Source organism: Enterococcus sp. DIV0876 (genome assembly GCF_050529585.1).
Taxonomy (GTDB): domain Bacteria; phylum Bacillota; class Bacilli; order Lactobacillales; family Enterococcaceae; genus Enterococcus_D.
Map to the genome: position 1 here is coordinate 309,680 of NZ_CP172882.1, position 22,001 is coordinate 331,680.

The 22,001-nt window shown below is 42.2% G+C and carries 17 protein-coding genes; all 17 read left to right on the forward strand.

The genetic code is table 11. The features are described from left to right. Nucleotides 1-47: 47 nt before the first annotated feature. A complete protein-coding gene (locus tag IGI41_RS01565; RefSeq protein ID WP_430610882.1) occupies nucleotides 48-659 on the forward strand; it encodes a DUF624 domain-containing protein in 612 nt (203 codons plus the stop codon). Beyond that, entirely contained in the window at nucleotides 640-1,560 is a 921-nt protein-coding gene (locus IGI41_RS01570; protein ID WP_430610883.1) for an acetylxylan esterase, read from the forward strand. The genes IGI41_RS01565 and IGI41_RS01570 overlap by 20 nt, the downstream gene beginning before the upstream one ends. A 6-nt stretch (nucleotides 1,561-1,566) precedes the next feature. Continuing rightward, nucleotides 1,567-2,349 (forward strand): endonuclease/exonuclease/phosphatase family protein, encoded by a 783-nt coding sequence (locus tag IGI41_RS01575; RefSeq protein WP_430610885.1) that lies wholly within the window; start codon nucleotides 1,567-1,569, stop codon nucleotides 2,347-2,349. After that, nucleotides 2,346-4,493 carry a glycoside hydrolase family 3 N-terminal domain-containing protein gene (locus tag IGI41_RS01580; RefSeq protein WP_430610887.1) on the forward strand — a complete coding sequence of 716 codons (2,148 nt, stop codon included), beginning with the start codon at nucleotides 2,346-2,348 and terminating at the stop codon, nucleotides 4,491-4,493. The genes IGI41_RS01575 and IGI41_RS01580 overlap by 4 nt, the downstream gene beginning before the upstream one ends. Nucleotides 4,494-4,508: 15 nt before the next feature. Then, on the forward strand, nucleotides 4,509-7,802 hold the full coding sequence (locus tag IGI41_RS01585; protein WP_430610888.1) for a GH36-type glycosyl hydrolase domain-containing protein: 3,294 nt from the start codon (nucleotides 4,509-4,511) through the stop codon (nucleotides 7,800-7,802). Between the two features lie 12 nt (nucleotides 7,803-7,814). After that, nucleotides 7,815-8,774, forward strand: a complete 960-nt coding sequence (locus tag IGI41_RS01590) for a LacI family DNA-binding transcriptional regulator (protein ID WP_430610890.1) — start codon at nucleotides 7,815-7,817, stop codon at nucleotides 8,772-8,774. Nucleotides 8,775-9,471: 697 nt separating this feature from the next. Further along, nucleotides 9,472-14,298 (forward strand): WxL domain-containing protein, encoded by a 4,827-nt coding sequence (locus tag IGI41_RS01595; RefSeq protein WP_430610891.1) that lies wholly within the window; start codon nucleotides 9,472-9,474, stop codon nucleotides 14,296-14,298. 15 nt (nucleotides 14,299-14,313) lie between these two features. Further along, nucleotides 14,314-14,691, forward strand: a complete 378-nt coding sequence (locus IGI41_RS01600; RefSeq protein WP_430610893.1) for an LPXTG cell wall anchor domain-containing protein — start codon at nucleotides 14,314-14,316, stop codon at nucleotides 14,689-14,691. Continuing rightward, complete coding sequence (locus IGI41_RS01605; RefSeq protein ID WP_430612669.1) at nucleotides 14,651-15,337, forward strand: WxL domain-containing protein; 687 nt, start codon at nucleotides 14,651-14,653, stop codon at nucleotides 15,335-15,337. The genes IGI41_RS01600 and IGI41_RS01605 overlap by 41 nt, the downstream gene beginning before the upstream one ends. Before the next feature lie 33 nt (nucleotides 15,338-15,370). Beyond that, a complete protein-coding gene (locus tag IGI41_RS01610) occupies nucleotides 15,371-16,171 on the forward strand; it encodes a WxL domain-containing protein (protein ID WP_430610895.1) in 801 nt (266 codons plus the stop codon). Nucleotides 16,172-16,186: 15 nt separating this feature from the next. After that, on the forward strand, nucleotides 16,187-16,927 hold the full coding sequence (locus IGI41_RS01615; RefSeq protein WP_430610896.1) for a WxL domain-containing protein: 741 nt from the start codon (nucleotides 16,187-16,189) through the stop codon (nucleotides 16,925-16,927). A 72-nt stretch (nucleotides 16,928-16,999) separates the two neighbouring features. After that, nucleotides 17,000-18,076, forward strand: a complete 1,077-nt coding sequence (locus IGI41_RS01620) for a DUF916 and DUF3324 domain-containing protein (RefSeq protein ID WP_430610898.1) — start codon at nucleotides 17,000-17,002, stop codon at nucleotides 18,074-18,076. After that, entirely contained in the window at nucleotides 18,057-18,860 is an 804-nt protein-coding gene (locus IGI41_RS01625; protein ID WP_430610900.1) for a class A sortase, read from the forward strand. Before IGI41_RS01620 ends, IGI41_RS01625 begins: the two co-directional genes overlap by 20 nt. Nucleotides 18,861-18,907: 47 nt before the next feature. After that, on the forward strand, nucleotides 18,908-19,396 hold the full coding sequence (locus IGI41_RS01630; RefSeq protein ID WP_430610901.1) for a hypothetical protein: 489 nt from the start codon (nucleotides 18,908-18,910) through the stop codon (nucleotides 19,394-19,396). Continuing rightward, entirely contained in the window at nucleotides 19,374-20,834 is a 1,461-nt protein-coding gene (locus tag IGI41_RS01635) for a helix-turn-helix domain-containing protein (RefSeq protein ID WP_430610902.1), read from the forward strand. Before IGI41_RS01630 ends, IGI41_RS01635 begins: the two co-directional genes overlap by 23 nt. Nucleotides 20,835-20,949: 115 nt before the next feature. Further along, the gene (locus IGI41_RS01640) at nucleotides 20,950-21,519 is read left to right on the forward strand and encodes a TetR/AcrR family transcriptional regulator (RefSeq protein ID WP_430610903.1); all 570 of its coding nucleotides are present in this window, start codon (nucleotides 20,950-20,952) and stop codon (nucleotides 21,517-21,519) included. 3 nt (nucleotides 21,520-21,522) lie between these two features. Then, on the forward strand, nucleotides 21,523-21,981 hold the full coding sequence (locus IGI41_RS01645) for a low molecular weight protein-tyrosine-phosphatase (protein WP_430610904.1): 459 nt from the start codon (nucleotides 21,523-21,525) through the stop codon (nucleotides 21,979-21,981). The last annotated feature ends 20 nt before the right edge of the window (nucleotides 21,982-22,001 follow it).

Sequence of the window (22,001 nt, forward strand, 5' to 3'; positions counted from 1 at the left end):
TATTTTTTCAATAGGCAACCGGAACAAACCACGATTGGAGGTTTACCATGAAACAACTATTTTCTTATGAAGGATGGTACTACCGGGTGTTTGCTTTTTTGGCAGACCTGATCATACTTAGTTTTCTCTTTATGCTACCAGTGATGACGATCATTTTTGCAGGGCCGGCAGTGATAGCCCTCTATCAAACGATTGGGCAGCTTCTTGATGAAAAAGATTTGCCCGTATGGCACAGATACCGTCAAGCGTTTGTCCGCAATCTCAAGCGAGGGTTTCAATTGACCGGCATCGCAACAGGCTATGTAGTGGGTGTCGCGGCAATCATTTATAGCTTGATGATGGTCACCCCATACTTTGGTGTCTTGTCTGTTATTTTGGTCAGCTTAGCAGGATTGTTTTTGGTTGTGTTTATCATCTTATACAGTTTATTCCAGCAATCGGTGAAGGAAACAATGAAAGAGACAGCCTATGCCGTTTTAAGCAGTACCGCCAATGCCATTATCTTACTCGTGATCCCGATCGTGTTATTTGTTCTTTGCAGTAAAATCAATTTGTTTTTATTTATTTGTTTAGGTATTTCCGGATCAGCATATGTTCAAATGATGTTCTTCAACAAAGTATTAGCAAAGGAGCCATTGTATGACAAACACAGCCGCTAAAAGAACGCAATTTTGGCAACAAGTCCGTGCAGAAATACAATCGATTCCACTGCAATTAAAGAAAAAACAAATGGTTCCACTATTAAAAGATATTGACTGTTATCAGATCTCATTTCAAAGTTTAGGGAATGAAACGATTCATGGTTTCTTATTGCTTCCCCAAACAACGAAACAGTGTCCATTGGTCATTGAATTTTTAGGGTATATGAATCATCTGCAAGAACCATTTCAGTTTGCCCATTGGCCTTTGATTGGTTGTGGGTGCTTAGTCATCGACAATCGCGGGCAAGGCGGAAAAACGCAGGATCATGTTCCTTATGAAACGACGCAGCATCCGCTGCCTTTTGGCAGAGGGATTTTAAAAAAAGAAGATTTTTATATGAAGCGATTGATCGCAGATAGTCTGCGATCGCTAGAAGTTGCACAAGCATTATCTGAGGTTGATCAAAACCACGTGATCTTGCGAGGCGGTTCGCAAGGCGGAGGGGTTGCCTTGTGGGTCAATGCGTTGGCTACAAGCCCGATTTTTGCTACCTTTGCGGATGTACCAAGCCATTCCAATATTCTGAATCGGTTAGCCCAAAGAACCGGCAGTTATGCAGTGATCCAAGACTACTGTGTAGCGCATCCAGAGTTGGCTGCGCAGATCAAAGATGTGATGTCTTATTATGACTTGCAATATGTGGCGCAACAAATCACTGGTCCGGTCTTTGCGTCAGTTGGCAGCAAGGATCCGATTTGCCCGATGGCTGACTTCTTCGTTTCCTATAAAAAAATTCGCGCACCCAAACAGTTGATGATCTATTTAAATAAAGGCCACGGTGGTGGTGAAGCCATACAAATCCGTCGGGAGATGCAACAAGTAAAAAGATTATTATCAAAAGACAAGCAGAAGGAATGACAGACAATGAAAGTAGCCACTTATAATTTGCGTGTCGATACCGACTTTGACCAAGATTGGCAATGGCGTTATCGGTCTGATAAGGTATTGGAGCTAATCAACTATCATGACTGGTCGTTGTTGGCAGTACAAGAAATCCGTCCCACACAAATTGCAGATCTGCAAACACTGACACAATACCAAAGCATCACTGCTGAGCGAGATGGTGATGGTCAAGGAGAAGGAATTGGCTTATATTACAAACCCAGCGATTATTCTTTAATGGACTCAGGATCGTTTTGGTTGTCGTTGACACCAGATCAGCCAAGCATCCATCCGGAGGCTGCATATACCCGATTGTGTATCTGGGCAATTTTGGAACCAAAAGAAGGACCGGCATTTTTGGTGATCTCGACGCATCTGGATAATATTTCAGAAATCGCCCGTTTTGAAGGAATGAAAGTGATCTTGACCCGTTTAGCGGATAAAATCAGTATCTATCCGGTACTGTTGATGGGTGATTTGAACGCGGAAAGAACAGAAGATGTGCACGATTATCTAGCGACACTATTTAGCAATGCCAAAGAACACGGGGAACAACCCCATTATGGGCCAAAGGGATCTTATCAAAATTTCGATTACAACATGCCCTGGTCAGAATTAGAGGAAATCGATTATATCTACACCAAGGGATTTACAGTGGTAAAAACCGCCTGTCTAACCGATGCCTGTGACCGACGCTTTCCATCGGATCACTTCCCGCTAGAAGCAGAACTACGATTTGAAGAAAAAAAGGTGGATGAAAAATGAAAAAACAACAACTGACAGCATTACTTTCAGAAATGACGATCGAAGAAAAAGTCGATCAACTGCTGCAATTGGCGGCGGCATTTTATTCAGATAAAGCAGAAGAAAAAACTGGTCCGATGAGCGACTTAGGGTTGACCCAAGAAAATATCAATAATGCTGGGACCACACTAGGTGTCTCAGGTGCCAAAGAGGCCATTCGTGTCCAAAAGGACTACATCAAAAACAATCGGTTACATATCCCGACGATTTTAATGGCAGACATCATCCATGGCTTTCGGACGATTTTCCCGATCCCTCTTGCTTTAGGCAGCTCATGGAATCTGCAAGCAGCCGAACAAATGGCGGAAGTGTCAGCCAAAGAAGCAGCAGTATCAGGGTTGCACGTAACATTTTCACCCATGGTCGATTTGGTACGCGATCCACGGTGGGGGCGTGTCATGGAATCAACTGGGGAAGATGCGTATCTGAACGGTCGATTTGCGGAGGCTTTTGTCAAAGGCTATCAAGGGGATGACTTGACCAATGATGTCAATCGGGTGGCTGCTTGTGTCAAACACTTCGCAGCTTATGGTGCAGCGATCGGCGGTCGTGATTACAATACAGTCAATATGTCTGAAAGGCAATTGCGGGAGAGCTATTTGCCAGGCTACAAAGCAGCTCTGGATGCTGGTGCGAAATTGGTCATGACGTCTTTCAATACGGTGGATGGCATTCCAGCAACTGCCAATCGCTGGTTGTTTAGAGATGTCTTGCGAAAAGAATTTGGCTTTGAAGGTGTTGTGATCTCTGACTGGGGCGCGATCATAGAAATCATCGCCCATGGTGCAGCGGAGAATGAAAAGCAAGCCGCTGAACTGGCAATCAAAGCAGGGGTCGATATTGAAATGATGACGACCTGTTATACAGATCATCTGCAAGAATTGATTGAAGAAGGAACGGTCGACGAAGCGTTGTTAGATGATGCGGTCTTGCGGATCCTAACCCTCAAAAATGACTTGGGCTTATTCGAAAATCCTTATCGGGGTGCCGATGAAACTGCCGAAGCCGCTGTGGTGCTTTCGGAGAATCATCGCATGATCGCGAAAGATATTGCCAAAAAATCAATGGTGCTCCTCAAGAATGAGGGGATCTTGCCATTCAAGACAGATGAGAAGGTGGCAATCGTCGGTCCCGGTGCCCAATCAAGAGATTTACTGGGTGCTTGGTCATGGCAAGGCAAACAAGAAGAAGTGGTCCATCTTGTAGAAGGTGCCCAAGCGCTTGGTGCGAAGATTATTTATGGTACTGAGCCATTTGATTATTTCGCACCAAGTGACGCGGCCATCGACGAAGCAATCGCACTCGTTCAGCAAGCTGATAAAGTTGTCTTAGCATTAGGCGAACAAGAATGGATGAGCGGGGAAGCAGCTAGTCGTAGTGATATTCGACTGCCAGAAGCACAACGGAGATTGTTTGAGACGTTGAAGCAGCACAATGAAAACATCGTGGTGACGTTGTTCAACGGACGGCCATTAGATCTGCAAGCAATCGATCAAGCCCAAGGGATCGTTGAGGCATGGTTCCCTGGTACTGAAGGGGGCAGCGCATTGGCAGAGATTTTATGGGGGGATGGCAATCCAAGTGGTCGTTTGAGCATGTCTTTCCCAGAAACTGTGGGCCAAGTACCGATCTACTACAATGTGGACAATACTGGACGTCCTTATGAAAAAGCACCGGATGAAAAATATGTATCGAAATATTTGGATGTCTCGAATGATGCCAAATATCCTTTCGGTTTTGGTCTAAGTTATAGTCCGGTCACTTACACAGCACTTGCCATCGATACAGCACAAATTGATGCGCAACAAACGGCGCACATTTCTGTGACCGTTAAAAACGAGGGGGAACACGTAGTTACTGAAACAGTCCAATTATATATCCGAGATATGGTCGGCGAAGTCGTGCGTCCAGTCAAAGAATTGAAAGACTTCCAGCAAGTCACATTGGCTGCGGGTGAAGTCAAAGAAGTAACCTTCAGCCTCACTGAAACCCAGTTGCGTTATGTTCACAGCAATCAGCAAGTGGCGAGTGACACTGGACAATTCAAGATCATGGTTGGGCCAAATAGTCGTGATCTGCAAGAAACAACACTGCAATTAGTTTAAGATAGGATGGTTTTTATGACGAAAAAAATTCAAGTAGCCAATGCTGATACGACAGCTGTCTTTTTACCTACAGGCGATTTATATGAGATCCAAAGCCATGAGATCATGATCAATCAGTTAAACGGGAATCCATTAGATGGCAGCTTGAATCAACTATATCTGCGTATCGAAGAAGAGGGTGAGATTTCTTTTACGCCATTGATTGGCTCGAATGCGAAGAGTACCTTTGGGTACAACGAACATCAATTACAATGGTCTGGCATTTATCGATCCGTTAGCTATCAAGTTGATTTTCAATTGGCAGAAAATGTTTGGTTTTGGCGTGTCCGTTTAAGCGGAAGCGGAAAAGCCGACATTGTCTACGGACAAGATCTGGGCAATGCCGCTAAAGGTGCTGTGCAATCAAATGAAGCGTATGTTTCGCAATATGTCGATCATCATGTGACCGAAGACCAAGGACGAATCACGGTTTCCTCTCGCCAAAATCAACCACAAAATGGGCGGTTCCCATTGGTTGAACACGGCAGTTTTCAATCACTGAAAGGGTATGCCACAGATGGCTATCAGTTTTTTGGAAGAAGCTATAAAGTCACCAACATACCAGAAGCTTTACAACAAGAGCTGCTGCCTAATGAAGTCTATCAATATGAGTTCGCTTATATTGCCTTACAAAGTCAATGGTTGGAACTAAGTGAAACACCGACGGAATTGGTCTTTTATGCCGCATTCAAAGAAGACCAAACCGAAGCTGTAAACAAGCCGCAGTTTTCAGTGGAGGCACTGCACGCACAATATGAGCAATTGGTGTTTGAAAACCTAGCTGGTCGCACGCTGCCTGCAAAACATTTAGGGCCAGTTGTGGTAGGCGAAACCTTTACAGAAGCTGAAATTGCTGCGCGTTTTCCGCATCAACAAGCAATTGAAACAGTCAATGGCCAAACGTATTCTTTCTTTACAGACAACTACCACCATGTCGTATTGAAGGACAAAGAAGCCTATATGGAACGCAGCCATGGACATATTCTTTTGAGTGGGCAATCATTGACCGTGGACCAACCGATCATGAGTACCACTGCCTATATGAGCGGTATTTTTCATTCGCAGATCGTGCTGGGAAATACATCCATGAACAAATTATTGAGCAATAGCCGCAATGCCTTGAATCTAATCAAACAGTCGGGACAACGAATCTACCTCAAAGAAGCAGGTCAATGGCGAATCCTGACCATGCCTTCTGCGTTTGAGATGGGCTTGAACTCAGCTACTTGGTACTACAAATTGACCGATGATGTCATCAAAGTCACCACCTTTAGTCAGCTGCATGGACGTCAATTCACTACGACGATCCATAGTGAACAACAACGCGCATATACGTGGGCTATCAGCAATCAATTCGTGATGGGTGTCGATGATAGTGCACCGACTGTTGCAATTGAAGCCCTAGACCGATTGTTGACGATCAAAGCATCTGCTGCATCACCTATCCATGAAGCATATCCAGATTTAACGTACTACTTAGCAGCTGAACAGCCCTTTACAGTAGAAAATGAGTCCTTATTCAATGTGACGCCAATCAGCAATGAAGCAACACTGACAGTCTTGCGGTTTGAACTGGAATCGGATGTATCATTTGTCATCCAAGGTACATTAGAACAGGCACCGTATGAAGCACAAACCAGTGCCTACAAAGAAGAAGATCGAGTCTATACGGATTTTATCAATACGCTCTTGCGCCAATTTGAGTTGCAGCATGATCAAGCCGATGTCGTCTCCGTCAATTTGCTGGCACGGTGGTATACCCACAATATGCTGGTCCATTATTTGTCTCCTCATGGGTTGGAACAGTATGGTGGCGCCGCCTGGGGAACCCGAGATGTATCGCAAGGCCCAACGGAATATTTTTTGGCCTTAAATCGTCCAGAAATGGTGGCATCGATCATTGAACATCTGTTTGAAAATCAATTTGAAGATGATGGCAACTGGCCACAATGGTTTATGTTTGATCGCTATGAAAAACAAAAAGCCGATGAAAGTCATGGCGACGTGATTGTTTGGCCAATGAAAGTTGTCAGCGATTATTTAGAAAAAACCAAAGATTATGCAATCTTAGAAAAACAAATTGCATATACAGATCGACAAAGTTTTGAAAAAACAACCTCCGCCAGTTTGTTCGATCATTTAAAGAAAGAAGTGGCATACATTGAGGCCAATTTCTTGCCGGGCACCTATTTGTCTTGCTATGGCGATGGAGACTGGGATGATACTTTACAGCCAAACAATAGCAAGTTGAAAAAACAAATGGCCAGCAGTTGGACCGTCGCGCTGACTTATGAAGTCTTGAAAAAATTCGCTCAGCAGTTGGCAACTTATGATGCCGATTATGCAGATCATCTTTTAACATTGGCGGCGGGTGTCCAAAAAGATTTTGAAACCTATATGCTCGCCGATGGTACCTTGCCAGGTTTTGTCTATATGGAAGATGACAAACATGTTGAGTTGATGGTTCATCCAACAGATCAGAAAACGGGGATCCAATACCGGCTGCTGCCAATGCAGCAAAGCATGATTGGTGAATTGCTGACACCTGAAGAAGCCAAGCACCACTTGGCAATCATTAAAACGCATCTGCAATTTCCGGATGGTGTACGTTTGATGAATCGTCCAGCGCAGTATCAAGGTGGTGTTAGCACCAACTTCAAACGGGCGGAACAAGCAGCGAACTTTGGTCGTGAGATTGGCTTGCAGTATGTCCATGCCCACATTCGTTTCACAGAAGCAATGGCTAAATTAGGCAATAAGCAAGAAACTTGGCAAGGATTAGGTGTCATCAATCCAATCCAAATCAAAGAACGTGTGCCAAATGCTGAACTACGCCAAGCCAATACCTACTTCAGCAGTTCTGACGGCGACTTCAAAACAAGGTACCAAGCACAAGAAAATTTTGGTAAACTAAAAGAAGGAACGGTGGGGGTAAAAGGCGGCTGGCGGATTTATTCTAGCGGGCCAGGTATTTATCTCAACCAATTGATCAGTCAAGTATTGGGCATCCGTGAATATGTCGACCATCTCGAGTTGGATCCGGTATTGCCAGCAGAACTAGATGGTCTATCTATGACCTATCAAGTATACGATCGTCCAGTCAAGCTGGTCTTTCATGAAGCGACAGAGACAAAGGTCGTTATTAATGGGCAAGAGATGCCGCTGAACTTTGCAGAAAATCGCTATCGGCAAGGAGCGATTCAATTTGAAAAAGAATCGATCTGCCAAAAATTCAATGATAGTGACAATACAATCGATATTTATCGTTAGAAAGGAGAAGCCATGGTAGGAATCAAAGATATTGCCCAGCAAGCGGGTGTTTCCATTTCAACCGTATCGTACGCACTAAATGGCAGTCCCAAAGTAACTGAGGAAACCCGTTCGCGTATCCAAGCGATCGCGAAGGAATTGAATTATGTTCCGAACATGGCAGCTCGCACACTAAAACGCCGACAAACTAATATCATTGGCGTCTATTTGGCAGACTACGCCGGCAGTTTTTATGGAGAACTGTTAGATGGAATCAAGAAAGGCTTAGAACTTTTCGGCTATGAAATGATCGTTTGCAGCGGCAAAAAATCACATTTGTTTATCCCGGAACGCATGATCGATGGTGCCATCATTTTGGATTGGTCTTTCCCGTCAGACGAGATCTTGCAATATGCACAACGGGGCCATCAAATCGTCGTCTTGGATCGAGTCATGTCTCATGAGAATGTTTATCAAGTACTATTAGACAATAAAGGCGGTGCTGCACTAGCAATCGATAAGTTGATCGCAGGAAAAAGCAAAAAGGTCCATTTGCTGGCCGGACCTGAAACCGGTTATGATAGCCATGAGCGGTTGGAAGCTAGTACCAAAGAATTGACGCGGTTTGGCATTCCTTATGAAGTGATCCCCGGGGATTTTACGGAACCTTCAGGATATCGAGCAGCTCAACAACTATTGGCCGCGCCTGAACAATGGCCAATCGACATTTTTGCTTTTAACGATGAGATGGCAATTGGTGTGTACAAATATGTCCGGGAAACGAACTATCAAATAGGGAGAGATATCCGGATCATTGGTTTTGATAATACGGAATTAGGGGCATTTGTCGAACCGCGCTTAGCAACGATTGCTTATTCGAAGCATCGATGGGGAATGGTCGCTGCTGAAAAAATCATTCATGCGATCCAAGGAGATCCAGTGGAAGATGAACATATTTATACCACTTTTGTGGATGGCGGATCGTTCGTCTAGCTGCAGATCGAATCCGTAGAAAAAAAGCATTGAACAACACATGTTGTTCAATGCTTTTTTTGGTTATTCTAAAGAATAACGGTTCCTATTATTTAAGTATTTATATATTTTTTTGTTGAATACAGATTTAAACAAAAAATATATTTTTTGTTTTTTGTTATTTTATATGAAATAAATCATAGGGAGATTCTAAAGGATGATTAAAAGATAATAATATTATTATCATTTACTGTGCGTAAAGAGAAAACGGTTACTGAAGGATAAATAATCATTTTAGAAACAATTGTTATCAATTGTTTGGTTAATTGATTTATTCATTTCAAGTAATTATTTTTCTAATCAAAAAATCATTTTTGCTATTGATTTATCATTTTATTTTTGTATGATTTAGAAATATTATTTATTTTAAATTTGAATAAATAGAATTTTATTAAGGTGAAATTGACATTTTTTTATGTATTCTCGTTATAAAATATAAAGTATTTATTCATTGATTATGAAATTATGATTATAATCATAATTTTTGGTTAGCGAAAAAAATAATTATAATTATGTTTCTTGTTTTCGGTAAACTTAGAGTCGTAAGACAGGATGTGTACTACTCAATAATTTTTCAGATAGGAGGGATAAAGTGAAACGGTTTTTAATAACTCTACTTGTTTTTCTAGTAACATCAGTACAATGTTTTTCATATGCAATGATAATGGCACAAGCCGAAAGCTTTACAAAAACCAGTGAAGAACAAGTTATGTCTTCTTCTGAACCTGTTATTTCATCATCAGAAAATCTGGAAGAGACTAAGGAAACAAAGATGCAAGAATCCATTGACCCAGTTTCATCAGACTCGAATGTAGTGGTCACTGAATCGCCTTCTTCTGATTCAGAGGATTCTTCTGAAGTTGCAGAAGAAGTTCAGGTCATTTTTCAGACGGATGCCGACCGCATATTTGCTACAGGGAAAACCAGCGTTCAGATTATTAAGAACAAAGGGGAAGTGCTACAAGAAAATGATTTGCCAGTTTTTGAAGATGCCACTTCTTTTGAAGGATGGTCACTAGATGGCACGATTTATACGAGCGAAGAACTGATAGAACGGACTATCACTGAAAATCAAATCTTAATAGCAGTTTTTAAGACCTCTGTCAAAAGTCGGGAGGCAGACATCTCGTTGGCAGATCAATCGATTAAAGAGATTATTGACGAGGCTGATAAAACAAAAGTGATCGCTGTACCTAGTCCGGCGGGGGATGGTTCAGCTTATGCTGAATATACCAACAGTGCGGGAGGGATTCGACAAGCGTTATTTGACATGTATCAAAATGGCAATGGACAAGAATTTGCTTTGTATGTTGGCTCTGGAGAATCTCTAACATTGCCAGCGACGCTGACCTCAAAGACGATTCCAGATGCAGTTGATAATACGAATATGACCTTCTATGCGTTGCAAGGAAAAATTAGCCGTCTGATTCTGACAGGTCATGGAGATGATCCAATCACTGACACGACGATATTGACTTCTGGCAGTCGAACTGTCGCACTAGGTACGACAATCAACTTTGGTTCTGATGTTGTGATTAGAAATCTCAATTACACCGGTACTACTATGTATATGAATGGGAATAGTCTTTCTTTGAACGGTGGTTCTACTGGGAATGGACTTACTATTTATGGCGGAAGCCACAGCGGTGATGTAACAGGTGATCCAACGATTACCATTAATGCGACTGGTACTGGATCATGGTCTATTTATGGAGGTAATCGTGATGGAGGAACATTGACAGGTAATCCAACTATCTTGATAAACAATACACTGGGTGGAATACGCTGGCTTTCAGGCGGAGCCTATGCTGGCACAGTGAATGGTAATATCACTAATGTTATCAAAAAAATCAATGGTACATTAACGTACTTCCATGGCGGAGGAGTTGGGCAACAAGCTGCGGGTACAACTGCAAATGTGACAGGATCTATCGTAAATATTTTTAACATTGATACTTCAGCAAATTCATTTCGTTTTGGCTCGTATTATGGAGGGGTCTCCAATGGTACGATTAATGGTTCAATAACAAATGATATATCTGGTGCTGGCGGTTGGACGAGTCGAACAGCAAAGTTTATTGGCGGTTCCACAAGAGGAGACGTTGGGTCTAGTAAAGAAGAGTTTGCCATAAAAAATAAGGTAGATACTTCCCAACATGAGACTGTTGGTCCAAGCTTTGCAGGAGGAAATAGTCAGGAAGGTACTATCACGGGCAGCATTTCGAATACAGTAAAAGCTGGATTGAACCCTGAACAAGGTGGAATAGGTGATTTTCATGGTGGTTATGAATCTATCGTTGGTACAAGCCTTACAAAGGCAACACTTGGAGGTACAGATGAAACGATTTATGATTCTTATACTCCAGAGGAACGTGCAAATTTAGCTTTCAATAATGCAAACCAAAAAATTCTTGGTGACATCCATTCCCATCTCGTCAGTGGTTCATTTGGAAATTATAACACAAAGCGAACTACAGCAGCCGGTGTCAGCGGTTACATAGAAGGGGATGTAGTTATTGAACTAGGGACTAGTAATGAAGGTGGTTTAGTCGGTGGTGAAGGAATGGTTTATACAGGGGAGCAACCAAATGCCACAGAAGTTTATTATTCACCTAATCGCAATACTTTTTCGGCTGAAAACAATTTTTATATTGCTAGTAGTGGTATGTCAGGAAGTACCAATACATGGAATGTGTATGTCAAGGGAGATACACACACGATCATTAATAATGCCATAGCTAATACTGTGTATGGAGGACCTTTCACTGGCGTAGTTGAAGGAAATACGAATGTTGTTTTAAAGGCAGGTATCGTAGGAGAGTTAACAGGAGCTGGAGAAAATGGGGGACGTGTGTTTGGTAATAGCACAAGTACTGTGTACGGAGGACAAGTTGACAACAGGGTACTTGGAGGACAGTACAACGATAAAAAAATTGTTGGAAATGTTTCTGTAAATATTTATGATGGTGTAATCAATGCTTCAGTAGCAGCTGGTTATGCATTAAATGCAAATTCAACAGTAACAGGAGATTCTAAAATTGCTATCTATGGCGGTGATTTTTCAGGGAATCCAAGAAGTGGTCAAAAAGGAATTTATGGAGGCTTTATCAATTCGAGCTCTGTGCTGGGAAATACAAATGTAACAATTGATGTGAGGGAATATGAAGGACAGTTCCATTTACTTCCTGCAACATACATCGCTGGAGGGCACGCGATATCCAACAGAGGTACTATTGGAACCGACGCTTCCAATACAATCACATTGAATATTTACATGAAGCCAGGTTCGGATGCTTTGAATGGTGCAAGAATCTATGGGGATGGCTGTCTGACTGCCAGCAACTCAAGAAGTGGTCAAATTTACATGAACATTCAAGCAGAGGGATCAAGTATTGGTCTCTTGTATGCTAGTTATCACTCGATTATTTCATCCAGCCAAATCTTAAAAAATGTGGAAATGCGGGTTCAAGGAGCAAAAAGTTTCGGTGGGATATCAGGAGGAAGTAGTTCAGATAACTTTACCAATACGATCATTGCAAACAGCAGTAATCAAGTGAAGATGCATTTTGGGGAAAATGTTGATGGGACAGCCTCTTATCAAACAGAGCCAATCGCTGTGACTGGCCTTGGGATTGTCAATTTTACTGAATTAAACGTGACAAATGGGATCAAACTAATGGTCAACGGGGGAGACATCAAAAATGGTCGTTCAGCCACTGCTGCCAATCATGCAGCCACTTACAATCAATTCGGAGATATCCACCTTTCTAAAAATGCCGGCATCGGTATTTCTTCCGCGGCCAATCTAATCTCAGGAGCGAAGCTGACGGTGGAAGATGAAGGAACGATCGAATCGCCACCGGGAACAGGACGAATCAATATCTCGGATTTCGCAACACCAGATACCGATAAAGATCATTTAACTTGGCTAAAAACAACCACCAATGATGCAGCTGCTCGAGTGAATAGTCAAGGCACATGGTTTGGTACTGTTAGTGCCTATCAGGTACTGACCGTGAATCCAAATGGAGAAAACGCACGTGCAATCACACCTACCAACTTTAGTGGAATTGAAATAACGACAGGTAAAACTTTGATTGGTGATAGTGATGTGAGCAATGTATTAAATGGCTTTGGAATTGCGATTCCAGGTTCAATTATTAATTATGAAGTTGAAACACCAGGAATCGCAAATGGTTCAGGTGCTATTAGTCATAACGTGGGGGAAGTTATGGAAAATAATGAACCGGTACCACTGCGGGCATGGGGAACTGAGCAAGCCGGAGTACAAGTCCAAAAAGGACGTTTGCTGATCCCATACACAGGAACGAACTTGCCGACACTCACATTTACACCTGAAACCGAACAAACCGGCTCATGGCTGTATGCTGGACAAATCAAGTCAAGCAACATCGATAGTGAAGATCAATTACTGTCGGAACATGCCGATTCAGAGCCTGTCGATTGGACCAGTCCTGACGGAGAATACAGTTATGACATCCGCATACAGTATTCAAATCAAGCCGAAGTCAATGCCCGCAATGTCATCATTACTGAGCAAGAAGCCGAAATGCTGACTAGAGAACAAGCATTGGTGTTTCTTGAAGCCAAAGGACGACCGTTTTTTGTGGATACATTGTCAGATGAGGTATTGAATGAAGTAATGGAACCTTTAGGAACGGCTATTGATCGTAAGCATACCATCACGTTTACCGCTGGAGAAAACGAGCAAAATCAAAGTGAAAAGACAGTCAATCTTGTTGTGGTGAGAAATGAAAGTGTCCTTTCAGATGATCGCCAGTTGGCAGTCTATGCGAAAGACGTACGCTTGACCTTGCCTGAAGCGAATGCACTTGTGGATGAAGAAGATTTAGCAGCCTATACAAATGCTGCAACGATCTTTGCTGACAATCGCGACAATGCGCGGCCAACGGTGGCACCAACAGCCTTCACGGCTATCCAGCAAGCGGAAGAAGCCGAGTTGCTGAAAAATGTGTCAACTGCGTACCATTATGAAGCAGATGGTCAATTGGTAGAAAAAGTCGTCAATGTAGCAGTGACAGGCGAGCTTATCTTAAGCAGTGTGCCGACAGCCTTTGATTTCGGTCAACAAAAAGTTTCCGCGGCAACACAAACCTATTGGCCAACGATCACGGAGGATTTGGCGGTGAAAGATACCAGAGGATCTGAACGCAGTTCATGGCGCTTAACGGTCAAAGAACAACAGCCGTTGACGGCTGGGACAAATCAATTAGCAGACGTCTTCCACTTTGTGAAAAATGGTCAAGAACAGGTGATAACCAGTGGTGAAATGATTATTGAGGAAACCGAACTGACAGAAAATGGCACATATGTCGTGAACCAGCATTGGAGCGCAAGTGACAACGAAGGTATCCAACTCACTGTTCCAGTCGAACAGCAAATCGTTGGGGATTATCAGGGTACTTTAAGTTGGCAACTAGTTTCGGCGCCGGGCAACCCATAAAAGGCAGGGAAGTAAATGAAAAAAATCATGATCAGTGCAGTGACCTGCTGTCTGTTATTGTTTCCTCAACTGGTTTCGGCAGCAGAAGCAGGTGCATATGACAGTAATGGTGTGACTTCATTTTTCGGCGTCTACGAAGACCCAGTTGAGGAACCAAAAGAGGTTCCAAAAGAGCAGCCGGGAAATAAACAAGTCAATCAAAAAGGGAACAACATCCTGCCGGCAACAGGATCAGATCACCTCAATAGCTACCAAAACAGCGGTCTGATTATTTTGCTGATAGCAGGAATTATTATAATCAAAAGGAGAACAAAAAATGAAAAGACTTTTCTTGACAGCAGGTATTCTGCTAATGAGCATAACGCTCTTGCAAACAACAGCGAACGCAGCTGAATATTCATCAAATGGTGCAATTAGTTTTGAAGCGGATACGAATCCGACCAATCCGGTTGATCCCACTGATCCGGAAAAACCTGTGGATCCAGTCGATCCAACTGATCCCGATGGGCCGAACCAAGGAACTGCTGGACCATTATCGATTGATTTTGCTTCTAGTTTTCAATTTGGCGACCAATTGATCACGTCTGAAACCAAAGATTATTATGCGCAATTACAATCGTTCGCTTCTGGAGAATCTGGACCTAACTACGTGCAAGTAACGGACAAACGTGGCACACAAGAAGGTTGGTCTTTGAGTGTTATCCAAAACGGACAATTCAAAACTGCAGAAAATGAAGAGCTGAATGGTGCGGCATTGTCAATTGCTGCAGGTGCAACAACTTCGATCACAGATATGCAGTATGCGCCAACGGTTACGGCTAGTCATACTTTTGTCCCAAATAGTGAGGTCACTTTGGTCAATGCACCTGTCGGAAAAGGAATGGGCACTTGGATCTACAAATTTGGTAACGATGCTGCAGAAGGCGCAACCGCTGTAAAATTAAACGTTCCTGGCCGTTCGGTAAAACTAGCAAAAGAATATCGGACGACATTGACTTGGAATTTAAAAAATGTACCAGACAATACCGACGGTAATTAAGGAACGATCATAAAAAAGGAGTGTTATGTATCAATGAAAAAAACAACATGGGTCTTTTTAAGTCTTGCTGTATTGGCAGCAACGAGTGTAGCAACAGAAGTTTCAGCAGCTGAAGCAGCTTCTTATACGTCGAATGGAGCGGTTGATTTTATTCCCAATACCGATCCTACGAATCCGGTGAATCCAGAAAATCCCGATCCGGAAAATCCAGTCAATCCGATGGATCCAACTGATCCAGATGGACCGAATTCAGGGACGAACGGTCCGTTATCGATCGATTATGCTTCTAGTTTAGATTTTGGTGTCAATAAAATCTCAAATAAAAATGAAGTGTATTATGCACGAGCGCAAGGTTATTTGAATGATGATGGCACAGCCTCTACGTTAAAAACAGCCAATTACGTTCAAATTACAGATAATCGCGGCAGCAATGCCGGTTGGCGGTTATCGGTCAAGCAAAATGGTCAATTCAAAAACGATGCAACGTTGAATAAAGAATTGACTGGCTCAGTGATCACTTTAACGAATCCTGTTGTTCGATCAAATGCCTTTGGAGTTTCTGCTCCCATTGCTACATCTGCAATTACTTTAAATGCAGCCGGTGCGGAATCAGTGGTGATGACAGCGGAAAATCAAACCGGTGCAGGTACCTGGGTCAATGCTTGGGGAACTGTAGAGACGGTTACTGAAAAAGATCAAGATAACCAAGATGTTCTAGCAGATGTTACCACAGCTGTTGCACTTTCCGTACCAGGCAGCACACCAAAAGATGCGGTAAGTTACACAACAACACTGACCTGGGTACTATCAGATACACCAGGAACTGAAGGATAAGGAAGGAGTATAGACATGAAAAAAACATTCGCATTTCTCTCAGTATTAGGGCTAAGTCTAGCAGCACCTGTGCTGGCACAAGCAGCAGACGGCGCAGAATACAATTCAAATGGACAAATCACCTTTGAACCAAATACGGATCCAACAAATCCAATCAATCCAACGGATCCAGATCCAGAAAATCCAATTAAACCAGTTGATCCAACAGACCCAGATGGACCAAATCCGGGAACAAACGGGCCGCTATCGATTGATTTTGCTTCAAGCCTCTACTTTGGTACACAAAAAATCACGTCCAAAACAGAGGTCTATCATGCGGAAACCCAAAAATATGTCGATTCAGCGGGAGCAGAACAAGAAGGGCCAAATTTTGTCCAAGTGACAGACAATCGTGGAACAGAAAGTGGCTGGACGTTGAATGTCCGACAAAATGGTCAGTTCAAAACAGCGGAAGATCAAGAATTGACCGCTGCACAAATTCGTTTCAACAATGGAACGGTTGTGACACCTTCTTTATCACCAAAACCAACAAACGCTAGCCAAACCATGACACTTGATCCAAGCGGCGCACAGTCATTAGTCATGAGTGCCCAAGATGGCGAAGGTGCAGGAACCTATTTAATGAGCTGGGGTGATACCTTAGCAGCAGCAAAGGATAGCATTAAATTGGAAGTACCAGGTTCTACGACAAAATATGCAACTCAATACACTACAACTTTTACTTGGTTATTAACAGACACACCAACAAACCCATAAGCATCAGATGCCTTTTAGTCCGCCTCAATCCAACTGGACTAAAAGGATACATAGAAAGAAGGGATATCCACGATGAAAAAAGTCAAGCAGCTTTTGGCAATCCTGTTTGTGATTATTTTATTTTTAGGAGTACCAAATATAGGGATCGCTTCTGAATTTAATTTTGCTGTCAACCCAGTAATTCCAGAAAACCAGATCGATAAAGAAAAGACTTATTTTGACTTGAAAATGGCGTCGGGAGCAGTCCAAACAGTTGAAGTCCAATTGCGGAACGATACCGACCAAGGGGTAGTGATTGCGCCAGAGATTGCTTCGGCGACGACCAATCTCAATGGCGTAGTTGAGTACGGGGTGAACGACATTGAACCAGATGAATCCTTGTTATACAACATGGCTGATTTAATCGAAGTACCAGAGGAAATTACGATTCCTAAGCAATCACAAATCACTTTGCCGCTAAAAATCACAATGCCTTCGGAGAGTGTTACAGGTGTGATTGCAGGTGGCTTAACCTTAAAAGAAACCGTCAATGAAGACGAAACAGAAGCAAGTGAAGAACAAGGATTGGCCATTAAAAATGAGTATGCTTATGTAATTGCGATTCTCCTGCGTCAAAACACAGAAGAAGTGCTCCCTGATTTACATTTGATCGATGTCGCTCCAGGACAAGTCAATTCTCGTAATACGATCAATGTAACGCTGCAAAATCCGGAAGCAGCCTATCTGAATTCATTGCGCTTGATCAACGAAGTCACAAAAAAAGGCCAAAGTGACGTGCTGTACGCGACAGATACATCACGGATGCAAGTGGCACCAAACTCTCGTTTTTCTTACCCAATCTCGTTAGAAGGACAGCGGTTGGAAGCTGGAACGTATGTTTTGAAATCAGTCGCTTACGGAGAAAAGAGTGAAGATGGGGAATATAAAGTCCAAAATGAAGGAGTAGAAGAAAGCTATCTGTATAAATGGACATTTGAAAAAGAATTTACAGTGACCGGTGATGTGGCACGCGATCTGAACAATAAAGATGTGACGGTTGAAAACGACAATACGTGGATCTACTTCTTGATTGGTGGCTTCTTGCTGTTGTTGGCCTTGCTGCTCCTATGGTATCGACGGAAGAAAAAACATGAAACGGATGAAGCGTGAGCAATTGGAAAACCGCCTCATTGATTTGTTGATCATTAGCGGTGTGGTGTTATTGGCTTTACCCTTTCTCAAGGAAACCATCGTCAACATACAGCTGCAGCAAAGCCAGTTAACAGTGGCGAGACAACTGCCGCAAACGATTACTGAGGAAGAAACGATTACGATGCCAACCCTCAAAGAGGTGGCAATGAATGATACAGCAATAAACGCTTATGGTTTTGTTGCAATCGATGCGATCGATTTTCAACAGCCGTTATTGGTGGGTGTGACAAATCAACAGATGCTTAAAGGCGGTGTGGTGATGTTTCCCCACCGTAATTTGACGGAAAGTAATTTTGTCATAGTCGGTCATCATCTGGGAAGATATCGTTTGTTATTTGGTCTATTGAATGAAGCACAAGTTGGAATGAACGTGTCAGTGACCTATCTAGCACAAGCAAAAAATTATATTATTACAGAGAAAAAAATCGTTGCAGAAACGGATGTACATGTGATTGCAGAACAATCTGCAGCACAACTGACTTTGATCACTTGTCCTATTCCTTCCCGGACGACTGAACGGCTGGTGATTATAGCGGAGCCACAAGATGAGATCGCACAAATGGATGAGGTCAGTAAAGTAGACCGTAATTTGGATCAAAAGTCTTTTGAAACCTTGATACAAAAGCAAAAAAAGATTTGGCGTAAAGATACACCATTCAATTGGTTTCTGCTAATTGTTATTTTAGTTGTCATATGCGGCTGTCTGCGGATTGTGCATAAATCTATTGATCGCTCTTCATGAGTAGAGTGATGTGGCCACAGGTATATCAAAGAGAGGGGGCGTACAAAGTGAAATGCAAATTTGGTTTTATTGTCGGTGCATGTATGATTATTGGCATGGTGGATCTGATGACCGATCAAGTTGTTTTTGCGGCCATTTATAATCCGTTAGATCCTTCCGAAGAAATCGTGCCCATTGACCCTCCACTAGCACCTGAAGAAACAGCGGTATCCGAAGACGATCAAGCAGTAGTTAAAAAAGAGGTGCCGGATGAACCATTGGATAATCCGGAAAGTGAACAAATAAAAGAGATTATCACAAAAAGCACCTTGTTGGATCGAAAGCAGCATGGCATATCTCGTGTGATGATAGAGGATGTCTTTTCTAATGATCTCCCTAAAATGGATGTCGCGCTCCCTGAAAATGATCCTGATGGTGATGGGGATGACAGGGCCTCTTATTTGGCTAGTTTATGCTACTTATTTTCTGGACATGTTCTGTATGGTCAAAAAAATGAAGGAGGGATGAAAACGCGTGTTTGCGACATTTTTGAATAAAGCGGATAAACGAAAATTAGTCTTCCTTCAATACTTAGAAAACGCAGTTTCTCTATCTGAAACCAAAGAAATATTGATGGAGCGACTAACTATGTCCGAATTTCTTATCAATAAAACAGTCCAAGAGCTGAATCTAGATTTTTATGAATGGGGATTGAATGAAGAGTTTGCTATCGTCACTGATGGCACCGTCATCAAATTGAATGCATCTGGATTAGCAACCTCGGATACGCTATTGACTTATTATTTGGATCAAGCTTTAAAGTTTTCGATGCTCAAAGAATGTTTCTTTGAGCAGCTGTCTTCGCTTTACGAATTTGCGACCAACCATTATCTAAGCCACAATCCTGTCTACAAAGAATTCAAACAATTTAAGTTGCTGCTGAAAGAATCGGATATCGCTATTACAAAGGATTTTCAGTTAGTGGGTGAAGAAAAAGAAGTAAGGGAATTTGTATTTCTTTTTTTCATGAAAGATCATAGTTTGAACCAATTTCCTTTTCCAAAAGAAATCAGGGAAAAGCAGCAATCATTTGCTCGATTTAATGATCAGCCTTGGTTTGATCCTGAGCAGTCAGCCCGTATGCAAATCAGAAAGAGACAGTATTTAGGTATTGTAATCACTCGTATTTTACACGGACATTTTTTGGAAAACAGCATGGACAACGACCTTGTTTTGCCAAAACATCAGCTGATTATTGAAGAAATCTTGACTTGGTTAGTTGAACTGGCCCCGACTGTGACAAAAGATATTCTTGAACGAGAAGCAAAAGACATTCTCCGCTTTTTGATTGCAGAAGGGTGGTTGGTCGACAATCAAACTTACATTGATCAAGAACAACCATATATCCAACAGTTAAACACTGATTTCCTTGCAGCAATCGAGCCGCATTTTGACCTTTCTACAGATACATTGGTGTTACTACATAAGGAAATGACAACGATCCATTACCAATTGCTTTCTTTTTCTTTTATCTCAAGGTATGAATGTCATCATATGGATGTGACATACTTTTTGGAAATGTATCCCGAGTACGCGGCTTTTTGCCGCAACTATTTGGATAAAAATCGCAATCGCCCAATTTTTTGGAACAACAAGGAGTTTCTCTTCTTTCGTTATTTGATTTTAATGGTTTCGATCATTCCTTTGCAAGAAATCTTGGGGCCGCTGTATGTGTGTGTCGATTTTTCATTTGGCTATGCCTATAATCAAATGATTCAGAAAAATATTGTCAAAATTCTTGATCTTAATATCTGCTTTCAAGATTTCCTGACAGATGATACGCAATTGATTTTGTCTGATCTTCCTTTTTATAGTGCATTAGCCATCGATCATATTTTATGGTTAGCCCCACCGAGACCGATTGATTGGGCCAATTTTACCGAAAAAGTGAACCAGATTCGCAAAGAGCAATTTAGAGCGGAAAATAATCAATGAAAACCATAGATACAAAAAGTACCTCAGTGTGCGTGTGTATGAAAAAAAGAACCTTTAACAGGTTTTTTTTTTGTCTGAAATTTTGGTATGATAGGAAGAGGAAGAGAGGTGCACAATGGGCGAAAGCAATCAAACCAAAGCCATTATTGGCCAATCATTGGTGCAACTTTGCCAAATGAAAGAAATCAGTAAAATCAGTGTGCAAGAGATTGCAGCCGCGGCCGATATCAACCGCCAAACATTTTACTATCATTTTGCTGATAAAAAGTCCTTGATCCGGTGGATATACCATCACGATGCACTGATTTTTTTGACGGCAGAAGATATTTCTTTGGATAACTGGGAGGAAGCAGCTTTGCGCATGTTAAAAGCAATGAAAGCCTCCCCTGACTTTTATCGCAAGTCAGTCATCTATGATCGTGAAATTTTGATGAACAGCTTTTTTGATATAACCGAGCCTTTATTTCAGCGTTTATTCCAAGGGGTGGATACAGACCAGCAATTGACCACCAAAGATATTGCCTTTTACAGCCGCTTTTTTTCATATGGTTGTGGTGGAATCTTAGAATCGTGGCTGCGACATGATTTTCCAGACACGCCATTGGAAATTGCCACACAATTATTTCGTTTAGCCAAAGATGTGGAGTTTTTTTCTTACCAAATTTATGAACAAGGAGAGCAGTAAAACATGACCAAAATACTTTTCGTTTGCTTAGGCAATATTTGTCGTTCGCCAATGGCAGAAGCAGTATTCCAGACAGAGGTCCAAGCACAAGGCTTGGATTGGCAAGTCGATTCTGCAGCTACTAGTTCTTGGGAAGTCGGCAATCCGGCTCATCCCGGAACCCGAGAACTATTGGCGCAAAAAGGAATTGCCAGCGACAAGCTTGTTTCTCGGCAAGTGACCCGTGATGATTTTGAGCAGTTTGATTGGATCATCGGCATGGACCATCAGAATGTAGCTGACTTGTTAAAGCGGGCGCCAGAAAATTGCCAAGACAAGATCCGTGCTTATTTGAGCGTCGTACCTGAGTTGCAAGATGCGGAAATTCCTGATCCATATTACACGGGGGATTTTGAAGAAACGTATCGCTTGATTCAAACAGGACTGCCTTATTGGCTAACAGTAATTAGGGAACATGAATAAAGGATGTTCCTCTTGTTTTT